Source organism: Arthrobacter woluwensis (assembly GCF_030816155.1).
GTDB lineage: Bacteria > Actinomycetota > Actinomycetes > Actinomycetales > Micrococcaceae > Arthrobacter_E > Arthrobacter_E woluwensis_A.
Window position 1 is genome coordinate 722,495 of the sequence record NZ_JAUSXR010000001.1, and the last position, 12,258, is coordinate 734,752.

Sequence of the window (12,258 nt, forward strand, 5' to 3'; positions counted from 1 at the left end):
ACAACGGCGCTAAGATGTACCACTGGCCCCTGGGTCGTCTACACATTGTCAGCTGGCCGTGGAGGAAAACATCGTGAACAAACTCGCTGATCGCATCCGGGGGCTCGCCTCGCTGTTCTGGCGTGAGGTGGCCAAGTTCGGTGCCGTGGGCGGGATCGCGTTCGTGATCGACAACGGGCTGACCTACTGGCTGATGCACGGGATCATGGACGACTCGGAGGCCAAGGCCCGTTTCGTCGGCGCCACCGTGGCCACGATCTTCTCCTGGCTGGCCAACCGGTTCTGGACGTTCCGGCACCGCCGCCAGCCGAATGTGCTGCGGGAATTCGTGATGTTCGTCATCATCAACGGCATCGGCATCGGCATCTCCACGGGCCTGACGGCGATCGCCAAGTACTGGATGCACATCGAGGACAAGAACCTGCTGTTCCTCGCGGGCGTCGTCGGCATCCTGGTCGCCACGGTGGTCCGCTTCTTCGCCTACCGGTTCCTGGTGTTCAACAAGGAGCTGGACGAGGAACCCGGCTACGACCACGACCACGAGCTGATCGACGGCAAGGCCGGCAAGAACTGACTTTCTGTCCGGGCTCGCGGAGCCCGGGCGCAGCTATTGACAGCGGAAGGGCCGGTCTCGTGGAGACCGGCCCTTCCGTGCGACTGAGGCTGGATGCGTCCTGGGCTGACCGCGTCCGAGGCCAGGTCGTCCGTTGCTACGCCGTCCGTTGCTAGGCCGTCCGGGCGCCGCCGGACGTCACGCGTTCCGACTCCAGGAGCCGCTCAGTCACGGCCACGCTCTCATGCACCAGGACCACCGAGCCACCTGCCAGCCAGGCTCCCAGGGACTGGGCGAGGACAGCGGTGAGGCCGTCCGCGGCGTGGACCAGCACCCGTGCGCCCTCCGGAGTGGGCGTGGCGAAGGCGGTCAGCCCGGCGTCGTCGTAGGCCTGATCATCCTGGACGAGGAGCATCTCCTGACCGGTCGGGTCCATCCAGGGCAGGAAGACGTCACCGTGGCTGCGGACCTCCGCCGCGTAGTCCACGACGCCGGCCGGCAGCGCACCGGGCCAGCGCGGCGCGAGCGCGCCCAGGGACACCGCGATGAGCTGGGTGTCCACGTCGCCGGCCCGCTCCAGCAGTCCGGCGTCGGCCGTGGCCACGAGATCGGAGGAGGAGAGCTCCTCATCGTTTCCCGGGGCGCCAGGCCGGACGGTCAGGCCCAGGTCCATTGACGCGAGCGCCAGCACGGATGACTTCCAATGACCCGGCAGGTCCAGCGCGATGCTTCCGCCGGGCGCCGCGTCGAGTTCGTCCTGGAGGAAGTTGGCGGTCTTGGCCCCCCAGTTGTCCAGGACTTTGCCGGACAGCTCGACCCGTTCGCCGTCCGGCCCGTACCAGGTCAGACGAGGAGCCCCAGGTGGGAGGCTCAAGCCCTCTCGGAAGTCCTTCAGCAGGGTCCTGATGACGAGGTCCATGGGGCGGTTCGATCCTTCCTGCAAGCGGCCGCTCAGCTCCCGGCGTGGCGCATCGGGAAAAAAGCAAGTGTCCTGAGTATTATCCCTGCCCGCTTGACCTCGCCCTAGTTACACGCGTGTAATTAGTAATTGCAGACCGCCAAGGCATGGTCCGGAGGTGCGCCTCAGGGCTCCCCACGTGCCATCCCGGCGGCAGCCATTCAGATCGAGGAGAGGCGCAATGGGGCAGACAGAGCGTATCCAAGACGAAAACTTCACCCCGGGCCAGGCCGCGTACCAGGCCACCCGCACCGTGCCTGAGGACTGGTTCCTGGACCCGGCCGATCCGGAGCGCGCTCAGCGGTTCCGGCAAGACGCCGCCCGCAGCCTGGAGGATCAGGCCACTGCCTTCCTCACGGCACATGAACCCGCTGAAGCGGAGCCCGCCTCGCCCGAGGACGAGCTGGACCCGCCGCTCGAGCTGTTCGCGCGCCCCGAGCCCACCGGGCTGGCCGCGGCCTTCACCATCCTTCCGGGCCGCGAGGTCGGGGACGAGTCCGAGCTCAGCTGGCAGGCCGAGTCGCTGTGCGCCCAGACCGACCCCGAGGCGTTCTTCCCGGAGAAGGGCGGTTCCACGCGGGACGCTAAGAAGGTGTGCGCCGCGTGCACCGTCCGGCAGCAGTGCCTCGAGTACGCCCTGGCCAATGACGAGCGCTTCGGGATCTGGGGCGGTCTGTCCGAGCGGGAGCGCCGCCGACTGAGGAAGCGAGCAGTCTGATTCACCCCCAAGCACGGGTCACGGCCGTGGTGGTCTCCCACCAGGGCAGTGCCTACCTCCCCAGGACCTTGGCCGCCCTCTCCCGGCAGAGCCGTGCAGCGGATGTCTGCATCGGCGTCGACGCGGCCTCTTCGGACGGCTCCGCCCGGCTGCTGGAGGAGGCCTTCGGCAGTGACAACGTCACGCTCTTCCGCCACCCTCGGCTGGGCTTCGGAGCGGCCGTGCAGGCCGGATTGGCGACGGCGGACCGGCTGAGTGCCGGTGACGCCGAGGCTCTCCCCACGGATCAGCAGTGGGTGTGGCTCCTCCACGACGACGCCGCTCCGGCGCCGGACGCTCTGGAGCGTCTGCTTGAAGCCGTGGAGCGGTCATCCAACGTCACGATCGCCGGCGCCAAGCAGCTGGACTGGAACTCCCAGCGCAAGCTCGTGGACGCCGGCCTCGCCGTGAGCACCTGGGCCGAACGCCTCACCCTGATCGAGGCGGATGAGATGGACCAGGGGCAGTACGACCAGCTCCGGGACCGTTTCGCCGTCAATTCCGCGGGCATGCTCGTCCGCCGGGACGTCTGGGACTCGATGGGCGGGTTCGATCCAGCCCTGCCCGGCACCGGCGATGACGTGGACCTGTGCTGGCGCAACTGGCTCGCCGGGAACAACGTGGCTTTCGTGCCGCAGGCCCGGATGTATCACGTCCAGAACCGTCCTCACGCTCTCGGCACCCCGGCCGCCGCCCGCACCTCGCAGGTGTACCTCCGTCTCAAGCACACCAGCTGGTGGAAGATCCCGTTCCTGGTGCTCGGTACGCTCATCGCCTCGGTCGGACGGTTCCTGCTGGCCGTCGCCATGAAGGACCCGGGATACGGCTTCCAGCAGCTCGCCGGAACCATCCGTGGCGTCTCCCGTCCGGTGGCCCTGGCCCGCGGGCGGAAGGTGGCGGCCCGGACCCGGAAGAACCCCCGCAAGACCATCCGCCGGCTCCAGACCTCCCGCGAGGAGGTGTGGGCGCACCGGCGTTCCCTCATGGAGGCGCTCGGGGCGGACGAGCTGCTGGACGCGTCGTACAGCTCCACGGGCCTCGCCTCGGAGCCGAGCGGCGACAACCAGGACGACTTTTCCTCCCTGGCCGCCCCGACCCGTGCCTTCGCCGGATGGGGTCTCATCGCCTCCGTCCTGATCACCGCAGGCATCGCGCTGGCGGGCCTGTTCCCGGTGCTCGGGGGCACGCAGTCCGGCGGCGGTCTGCTCCCGCTGTCCACCACGCTGGGCGAGGTCTGGGACAACGCCACCCGCAGCTGGGTGACTCTGGAAGCGGGCTACCCGGGGCACGGTGACCCCTTCGGCCTGGTCCTCTGGATCCTCTCCGTGCTCAATGGTGGACAGCCCGGCCTGGTGGTGCAGTCGGTCCTCCTCGGCGCCATGCCGCTCGCCGCGGCCGGCGCCTGGTTCCTCGCCGCCTCGCTGATCAGGCACCGCAGGGCGTGGTTCCTCGCGGCGCTGATCTGGGGGACCGCACCCGCGCTCTTCACGAGCCTGAACCAGGGACGCCTCGGCGCCATCCTGGTGCACGTGCTCACGCCGTGGCTGGTGCTCGCCCTGGTCCGGGCCACCGGTTCCGCCCGGGACCGCCGTCTCGAAGCCCGTGCTGACGGCCTGCTGCCGCAGGGTCCGCTCACCAGCAGGGCCGGCGTGGGCGGCACGATCTCCTGGACTGCCGCCGCGTGGGCCGGGCTGCTCCTGGCCGCGGTCACGGCCAGCGCCCCCGTGCTCCTGGTGCCGTCGCTCGTGTCGGTCGTCCTCCTGGCCCTCCTGCTGCGCCGCCGCGGCCGCGCCCTCTGGTGGAGCCTGACCCCGCCACTGGCGCTCTTCCTGCCGTTCGCGTTCACCGCAGTGACCCAGCCACGGGCGTTCCTGGCCGACCCGGGGGTCCCGCAGGCGTTCGGCGCCGCGCCCGTGTGGCAGCAGCTGCTCGGCCAGCCGATCGCCGTGGACCTCCACGCCGCGATCCCCGGTCTCGGATGGCTCCCCGGCGAGGTGCCGTGGGCCTTCATCCTGATGCTCGTCCTGGCCGCCCCGGTTCTTCTGTTCGCCGTCTGGGGCGCTCTGGTGCCGGGCCGCCGTGGCCGGACCGGCACGCTGGCCCTCCTGGTGGCCGCGGTGTTCCTGGCCGTCGGCTGGGTCATCCCGGGCATCGCCGTGGCCGTGGGCGTCGACGCCGTGGTGACCCCCTTCACCGGCCCCGCGGTCTCCGTGGCCTCGTGTGCCGTGCTCGTCTCCGCCCTCCTCGGCGCTGACCGCGCGCTGCAGCGCCGCAAAGCATCCCGCACCCGGCGCGCCCCGTGGCGGGTCGGCGTCGTGTCCGTGGCGGTCGTGGTCCTGCTGCTGGGTCCGGCTCTGAGCTCGTGGACCTGGCTCGCCTCGAACCTGGGGGTCGGCACGGTGGCCGACGGCCCGCGTTACGGCGCCGTGAAGAACTTCCAGACGCAGGAGAAGCCCCAGATCCCCGCCACCGCGGTGGACCGGGGGCGCGGTCCGGAGCAGACCCGCACCCTCGTGATCGCCGAGGCCGGCGACGGCAGCTACACCGCGGCCCTCGTCCGCGGCTCCGGGACCACCCTGGATGCGCTCTCGACCCTCGCCGCCGTGCACGGCATCCGCAATGACTCCGACGCTCCGGCGGCGGACGACGACGCGTCGGCGGGCATCCGCAGCGCGGTCGCCACGATCGTCGCCGGGCAAGGGGTGGACCCCCGTCCGACGCTGGAGAAGCTCGGCGCCGGTTTCGTGGTGCTCAAGGGCGCCAACGACGCCGCCGGGCTGACCGCCAGCCGCATCGACGCCGTGCCCGGTCTCGCCGCCGTCGGACCCACCGACGCCGGCTGGCTCTGGCGGGTGCGCGCACTGGATCAGCCCCCGCTGAAGGACTCCGACACCATCAACCGCGTGCGCGTCCTGGACGGCTCCGGGAAGGTGCAGAGCCAGCTCCCGAGCGGCACCGTCGGCGTGGACACCACGCTGGGTGCGGGCGCCGAGGGCCGCAAGCTCGTGCTCGCCGAGCGCAGCGATCCGAACTGGACCGCGAGCCTGGACGGCAAGCGCCTGAACCCGACGACGGTCGGCTGGCAGCAGGCCTTCGACCTGCCCGCGGGTGGCGGTCACCTCGTGGTGGCCCACAGCGATCCGTGGATCCCGTGGGTCCGGGTCATCACCTGGGTGGTGTTCATCGTCACCGCGCTGCTCGCAGTGCCCATTCCCGAACGTCCCGGGAAGGTCCGCATGGTCCGGGACGAGGCAAGCCTGAGGAAGGCCGGACATGACTGAGGACAAGGACAAGCGCACGGAGGACGGCCCGGTGAACGACGACCGTCCGGTGGAGAACGCCGAGCAGGCCACGACGCCGAAGACCGGGTCCGGAGGCGCGGGCGCTGGGGAGACCGGCGCTCCCGTGATGCCGACGGCATCCGGCACGGGAACGGGTGCCTCCGAGGCTTCGGGGTCCGCGGAACGCGCGGCGTCCGAGGCCAAGGCCCCTGAGCCGGCCAAGCAGCCGGAACCGGTCAAGGGACCGGAACCCGTGAAGCAACCGGAGCCTGCCAAGGTGCCGGAGCAGCCGGCGGCTCCCACCGCTGGCGCGGCCACCGGTGACCCTGCCACGCGGGGTGCGGCCAAGTCGCCGGCTCGTGCCGCGAAGGCCGAAGCCCGCGCGGAGAAAGCCGCCGCGAAGGCCGCCAAGGCCGAGGCTCAGCGCGAGGCGGCCGTGAAGAAGCCGGGCAGGAAGCCCGGCAAGAAGCTCAAGGCTGAGGCCGCCACCACGCTGCCCGCGGCGTCGGAGGCTTCGGCGTCGGAGGCTCCGGTGTCGGGAACCCCGGCGTCAGAGACCCCTGCGTCAGAGGGCGCCGCGCCGGTGAAGAATCCCCGGGCCGCTCGCAGGATCGCGAAAGCCATCGCCGCGGGCACCGCGGGAGTGGCGTCGATCGTGCTGCTCGGCGCCGTGGCGGCCGGTGGCACCGTGGCCCCGCGGACGGCGGGAGGCCAGCTGGCCGCCGTCGCCGCCGACGTGCCCGCCGGTGATTCCCTGTCCGTGTGCCCCGCGGCGCCCCGCCTCCTGGCAGGCGCCGGCGACGGCACGGATGCGCAGTTCCGCCCGGAGTCGAGCACGGCGACCACGGTGCTGCGAGGTCTCACGCTGAGTGATCCCACCGGCCGCATGCCCGCCAGCGGTGTGCAGTCCCTGGACGGCAAGACCCTGCAGGAACTGACCAAGGCGAGCCCCAAGACCGACGAAGGCGTCCCCGGCCTGCCGGATCTCAAAGCCGCGGCGATCCCTTCGCGGACCCCCTCCGGGCCGGAGGTGCTGCGGGTCGGGACCCTGGACGGCAAGGACTCCACAGGAGCGTCGGCCTTGTCCTACCGGGCGGCCGACGGTGATCTCCGCGGCCTGGCCGCCGTCACGTGCCAGGCTCCGAGCAGTGATCAGTGGATCGTGGGTGCGTCCACTCTGGTGGGCCGGACCTCGGTCCTGAACCTCTCGAACCCGAGCACCACTCCGGCCACGGTGAATCTCGAACTGTACGGCGACAAGGGCCAGATCAAGGCCCCGGGCAGCCGCGGTCTCTCGATCGGGGCGGGTCAGTCGCGGTCGCTCGTCCTCGCCGGTCTGGCTCCGCAGCAGGCCGCCCTGGCCGTGCATGTGAGCAGCACGGGCGGCCCGGTCACGGCCACGGTGCAGCAGAGCGTGCTGCGTGGGCTGACCCCCGGCGGCGTCGACTATCTCGGTCCTACCGGACAGCCCGGCACGCGCCAGGTCATCCCGGGCGTCTCGCTGCGCGGCAGCGCCGCGGCGGCGAAGCTCGGAAGCGGCTTCGACGATGCCGCGCCGACCTTGGCGCTGGCGGTCCCGGGCGCGCAGGACGCTGTCGTCCAGGTGAGGGTGTACGGCAAGAGCGGTCAGCAGGCCCTCGATAAGGGCGTGGTGAACGCCCCCGCCGGCACGGTGACACAGGTGCCCCTCTCCGGCCTGCCCGACGGGGACTACACCATCGCCATCAGCTCTGACGTCTCCGTGACCGCCGCCGTCCGCGCCACGCGGGGGACCACCGCGAAGGATCCGTCGGACTTCGCGTGGGTTCCGGCGTCGGCTCCTCTGAGCACGGACCAGATCATGACCGTTCCGGTGGGCGGCACCAGCCGTCTCCAGTTCGGCGCACCCGCCGGTCGTGCGGAGGTCAGCTATCGGGCGATCACGGCCGACGGCGCCGTGCAGCCGGCTGCCAAGGCCACCCTGGCCGCGGGCACGACGGCGACGGTGGAGGTTCCCGAGAAGGCCGGGGGGTCGGCCGTGGTCGGGTACCTGTTCTCCGCCTCCGGCGATCCTGTCTACGCCGCGCTCGTGCAGACCGAGGACAAGGGACCGGGTGTGAGTGTCCTGTCCGTCCCCGTCACCGGCTCCGGTCTCGACAAGCTCCCGGTGCGCCTGGGCCACTGACTGGGTACTGCCCGGACACGGGTCCGTCCAACTCGCTCTTCCGGCTCGGGCCCTCCGCCTGAGTACGCTTTCGGGGGTGTGAGTCCGTTATCAGATGTAGCGGACTCACACCCCCGATGGCGTACTCGGCACGTGGTCCGTCCGGCTCGCGCCCTCCCGAGTTGTGCGCCGAACTCGCTATGAAGGGTCTGACCTCGCTACCGTGCGTAGCGAGGTCAGACCCTTCATAGCGAGCTCACGAAGTGCCGAGGGAAATCCGTACCTTGACGGGAGGCCCAGCGAGCCGGGGCTAGGCCCGGCGAGCCGGGCCCGAGTGACGGCCGTCGCGCCTCACAGCCCCCGGTGGTAGTACGGGTCGAGGGTTTCGGGCGCGACGCCGAGGAGCTGCGCGGTGTGCTCCACCACGACGTCGTGCACCAGATCCGGCAGATGCTCCTTGATCGGGCAGTTCTGCTCCACCACGCGCCGGTACACGGTCACGCGGGGCGCCAGGTCGCCGCGGGCCGGGGTGCTCAGGCCCAGGGGAGCGGGGAGACCGCTGGCGAGCAGCTCCTCAAGTCCCGGGGGGATCTCCTCGACGGCGAACAGCACGCCGTCCAGCAGGTGGCCCTGCAGATCGTGAAGCCGCTGCGCGGTGTCCAGCACCAGATCGTCGAAACGTTCCGCACGGTTGCGGTGTCCGGGAAGGGTCGGCAGGATCATGTCCCCGCGCTGGCCGCGTCCGTGGCGGTTCCTGCGGCGGTGCCGGAAATCACGGCCGGCCGCGGTTTCCTCCTCCGTCTCCGGGAAGGAGAACGTCGCCGAGGGTTTGTTGGGTCCGGACTGCATAGATCGACTCTAGACCCGCTCCCGCCCTTGCGGCGAAAACGGGCCTTCAGACGGTAATCTGGTGCGTTGTGGGTGCCATGAGGATGTGTTCGCGTTCGGCCTGCCGTGAGTCCGCGGTGGCGACTTTGACGTACGTGTACGCGGATTCCACCGCCGTTCTGGGCCCCCTGGCCGTCTACCCGGAGCCCCACAGCTATGACCTCTGCGTGCACCACGCGGAACGTCTGACCGTCCCTCGTGGCTGGGAAGTGCTGCGGATCTCCCTTCCCGCCACTGCCGAGGCTGAACGCCGCATCTCTCGGCCCGAAAGTGACGAACTCTCCGCCCTGGCCGACGCCGTGCGGGAAGAGCGTCAGGCGACTGAAGACGAGGCGGAACCCGGGACCGGGATCCCGCAGCGGCTCCGCCCCCCACTCCTGGAACCTCCGGTCGGAGTTGAAGGCACACGCCGCGGCCACCTGCGGGCCCTGCGCGAACCCTGACGGTTCCGCCGCGACCCGACGACGGCGGTAGGCTGGAAGGTGGTCACGCCGCCCCGGCCTCCCGGGGCCCGATGTTTGGAGCCTTCCATGCCTTCGCTGAGCCCAGAACTGCTGAGCATCCTCCGCTGCCCCGAGACCGGCGCGCCCCTGCACCAGGAAGGCGACGAGCTCGTCGCCGGCACGGGGGAGTCCGCCGTCCGCTATCCCGTGGAGGACGGCATCCCGCTGCTGCTGCCCGCCTCTCTGCGTGACGCCTCCCGCACCGCCAACTGAGCCCCCGGCCCCACACCAGATCGGAAACCAGAGCAACATGACGTTCGATTACAAGATCGCTGACATCTCCCTGGCCGAGGCGGGACGCCACCAGATCCGTCTCGCCGAGCACGAGATGCCGGGCCTCATGGCGCTGCGCGCCGAGTTCGGGGAGAGCCAGCCGCTCAAGGGCGCGCGCATCGCCGGTTCGCTGCACATGACCGTGCAGACCGCCGTGCTGATCGAGACCCTGACGGCCCTGGGCGCCGAGGTCCGCTGGGCCTCCTGCAACATCTTCTCCACCCAGGATGAGGCCGCCGCCGCGATCGTCGTAGGCAAGGGCACCCCCGAGGATCCGCAGGGCGTCCCGGTCTTCGCCTGGAAGGGCGAGACCCTGGAGGAGTACTGGTGGACCGCCGAGCAGATCCTGACCTGGCCGGGCGCCGATCAGAACCCTGAGCTCGGCCCGAACATGATCCTCGACGACGGCGGCGACGCCACCCTGCTGCTGCACAAGGGCGTCGAATTCGAGGCCGCCGGCGCCGTGCCGGGAGCCACCGACGAGGACCCGGAGGAATACCGGATCATCCTGGACGTGCTCCGCGCGAACCTGGCCGCCGACCCGCAGAAGTGGACCCGGATCGCCTCCCGCATCCAGGGTGTCACCGAGGAGACCACCACGGGCGTGCACCGCCTGTACCAGCTGGCCGAGCAGGGCCGCCTCCTGTTCCCGGCCATCAACGTCAACGACTCGGTCACCAAGAGCAAGTTCGACAACAAGTACGGCATCCGCCACTCCCTGCCGGACGGCATCAACCGCGCCACCGATGTGCTCATGGGCGGCAAGGTCGCCGTCGTGTGCGGATACGGCGACGTCGGCAAGGGCGCCGCGGAGGCACTGCGCGGGCAGGGCTCCCGCGTGATCGTCACGGAGATCGACCCGATCTGCGCCCTGCAGGCCGCCATGGACGGCTACCAGGTCGCACGGCTGGAGAACGTCCTCTCCGAGGGCGACATCTTCATCACCACCACGGGCAACAAGGACGTCATCATGGCCTCCGACATGGCCGCCATGAAGAACAAGGCAATCGTGGGCAACATCGGTCACTTCGACAACGAGATCGACATGGCCGGCCTGGCCAAGGTCCCGGGCGTCAAGCGCGTGGAGATCAAACCCCAGGTGCATGAGTGGGTCTTCGACGAGGGCACTGAGAACGAGCGCTCCATCATCGTCCTGTCCGAGGGACGCCTGCTGAACCTGGGCAACGCCACGGGCCACCCGTCGTTCGTCATGAGCAACTCCTTCAGCAACCAGACGATCGCCCAGATCGAACTCTGGACCAAGCGCGAGCAGGAGGGCGAGGAGAAGGAGTACCAGAACCAGGTCTACGTCCTGCCCAAGATCCTGGACGAGAAGGTCGCCCGGCTCCACCTGGACGCTCTCGGCGTCGAGCTGACCGAGCTGTCCAAGGAACAGGCAGAATACCTGGACGTGGACGTGGCGGGCCCGTACAAGGCCGACCACTACCGTTACTGAGTCCTCTCGCACTGAGACCCACAGCCTGAACCCGGCGCCCCACGGTGCCGGGTTCAGGCTTTTCCCGGGTGGCCGGGGATAAAATGGCCTCAACAGATTTGCCACCAGAGCAGGGAGCCGTGCCGGGGTCAAGCCCCGGCACTGCCCGTTGAGGGAACACCATGAAACCGAGCACCCGCAAGAGCCGGGCCGTCAAGATCGTCGCGCTGTCCGCAGCCGGGGCCGTCATCGTCCTGGGCGGGATCGGCGCCGCCACGGCTCCCCAGTGGCTCGGGGCCGTGAACGGCGCCTCGTCCTCCGGCTCCTCCCAGGCGCCGACCACTCAGGCCCCTCCGGCCAAGCCGGTGCAGCTCACCGTCGCACCCCTCAACGGCGCCAAAGAGGTGAACCCGGTGACCGCGCCCGTCGTGAAGGCCGTCAACGGCACCGTGAAGGACGTCCGGCTGGCTCCCGCGAAGGGCGCCGCCGTCAAGGGTGAGTACGACGCCGGCAACGCCCAGTGGAAGGCCTCGGAGAAGCTGGCGTTCAACACCACCTACACCCTGAGCTACACCGCGGTGGACGAGGCGGGCGGCGAAACCCAGCGCACCAGCAGCTTCACCACCGTGCTCACCAAGAACGAGGCCAACACCACGCTCGTGGTGGGCACCCTGGGCGACCAGATCGGTGCTGGTCAGCCGATCCAGCTCACGTTCTCCGAGCCGGTGCTGGATGCCAACAAGGCCGGCGTCGAGAAGGCCGTGAAGGTGACCTCCAGCGCGGGCCAGAAGGTCAAGTGGCACTGGTACTCGGACACCATGGCCCGGATCCGTCCGGAGTCGTACTGGAAGTCCGGCAGCACCGTGACCCTGGACCAGCAGCTCTTCGGCGTGCCGTTCGGCAACGGCCAGATCGGCAGCTTCAGCAAGACGACCACCTTCAAGGTCGGCCCGCAGCGGGTCGCCGTGATGGACGGCTCCGCGCACACCATGCGCGTCTACCAGGACGGCCAGCTCGTGTACTCGGCGGACGCCGGCATGGGCGGACCCGAGATGCCCTCGCCGTCCGGCTCCGCCATCATCCTGGAGCAGCAGCGCGTGTCCCACTTCCGGGCCGAGAGCATCGGCCTGAAGCCGGGCGACCCGCTCTACTACGCCCCGACGGACGTGAACTACGCCAACCGCCTCACCTGGAGTGGCGTGTACGTCCACGAGACCCTGCCCGGCGGCACCCAGTTCATCGGCAACACCAACATCTCCCACGGCTGCGTCGGCCTGCTGCCGAAGGACGCCGCCTGGTTCTTCGAAAACATGAAGCCGGGCGATGTGGTGCAGTTCAAGAACACCGCAGGCCCGCCCATCCGCGCCGATGAAGGTTTCGGCGACTGGAACATCCCCTGGGCCCAGTACGGCAACGCCTGAGCCGGGCGGAGGACTGAGCCGGGCGGACGACCTCGGGTGGGCTTGG

Annotated in this window: 10 protein-coding genes; 8 read left to right on the plus strand and 2 right to left on the minus strand. The window is 70.1% G+C overall.

Annotated elements, in window-relative coordinates; all coding sequences use genetic code 11:
- Window positions 1–70 precede the first annotated feature (70 nt).
- Window positions 71–574: a GtrA family protein gene (locus QFZ52_RS03295; protein WP_278269088.1), complete on the plus strand. Its 504-nt coding sequence runs from the start codon at window positions 71–73 to the stop codon at window positions 572–574.
- 151 nt (window positions 575–725) lie between these two features.
- Here the strand turns inward: QFZ52_RS03295 and QFZ52_RS03300 are convergent, their stop codons facing one another.
- Window positions 726–1,472, minus strand: a complete 747-nt coding sequence (locus QFZ52_RS03300; RefSeq protein WP_307496219.1) for a TIGR03089 family protein — start codon at window positions 1,470–1,472, stop codon at window positions 726–728.
- A gap of 220 nt (window positions 1,473–1,692) precedes the next feature.
- On the opposite strand from QFZ52_RS03300, the gene QFZ52_RS03305 reads away from it, so the two are divergent.
- Genes QFZ52_RS03305 through QFZ52_RS03315 form a run of 3 tightly spaced genes read left to right on the plus strand, consistent with a single transcriptional unit; the run spans window position 1,693 to window position 7,713 of the window.
- The gene (locus QFZ52_RS03305) at window positions 1,693–2,229 is read left to right on the plus strand and encodes a WhiB family transcriptional regulator (protein WP_278268457.1); all 537 of its coding nucleotides are present in this window, start codon (window positions 1,693–1,695) and stop codon (window positions 2,227–2,229) included.
- 26 nt (window positions 2,230–2,255) lie between these two features.
- Complete coding sequence (locus QFZ52_RS03310; protein ID WP_373425613.1) at window positions 2,256–5,549, plus strand: glycosyltransferase; 3,294 nt, start codon at window positions 2,256–2,258, stop codon at window positions 5,547–5,549.
- On the plus strand, window positions 5,542–7,713 hold the full coding sequence (locus QFZ52_RS03315) for a DUF5719 family protein (RefSeq protein WP_307496220.1): 2,172 nt from the start codon (window positions 5,542–5,544) through the stop codon (window positions 7,711–7,713). Before QFZ52_RS03310 ends, QFZ52_RS03315 begins: the two co-directional genes overlap by 8 nt.
- Window positions 7,714–8,043: 330 nt before the next feature.
- Here the strand turns inward: QFZ52_RS03315 and QFZ52_RS03320 are convergent, their stop codons facing one another.
- Entirely contained in the window at window positions 8,044–8,541 is a 498-nt protein-coding gene (locus QFZ52_RS03320; protein ID WP_307496221.1) for a metallopeptidase family protein, read from the minus strand.
- Window positions 8,542–8,609: 68 nt separating this feature from the next.
- On the opposite strand from QFZ52_RS03320, the gene QFZ52_RS03325 reads away from it, so the two are divergent.
- The 4 genes from QFZ52_RS03325 (at window position 8,610) to QFZ52_RS03340 (ending at window position 12,212) form a co-directional block, all read left to right on the plus strand.
- Complete coding sequence (locus tag QFZ52_RS03325; RefSeq protein ID WP_307496222.1) at window positions 8,610–9,023, plus strand: DUF3499 domain-containing protein; 414 nt, start codon at window positions 8,610–8,612, stop codon at window positions 9,021–9,023.
- A gap of 87 nt (window positions 9,024–9,110) precedes the next feature.
- Window positions 9,111–9,296 carry a Trm112 family protein gene (locus tag QFZ52_RS03330; protein ID WP_066214594.1) on the plus strand — a complete coding sequence of 62 codons (186 nt, stop codon included), beginning with the start codon at window positions 9,111–9,113 and terminating at the stop codon, window positions 9,294–9,296.
- A 37-nt stretch (window positions 9,297–9,333) separates the two neighbouring features.
- The gene (gene ahcY / locus QFZ52_RS03335) at window positions 9,334–10,812 is read left to right on the plus strand and encodes an adenosylhomocysteinase (RefSeq protein WP_307496223.1); all 1,479 of its coding nucleotides are present in this window, start codon (window positions 9,334–9,336) and stop codon (window positions 10,810–10,812) included.
- Window positions 10,813–10,973: 161 nt separating this feature from the next.
- A complete protein-coding gene (locus QFZ52_RS03340) occupies window positions 10,974–12,212 on the plus strand; it encodes a L,D-transpeptidase (RefSeq protein WP_307496224.1) in 1,239 nt (412 codons plus the stop codon).
- Window positions 12,213–12,258: the final 46 nt, after the last annotated feature.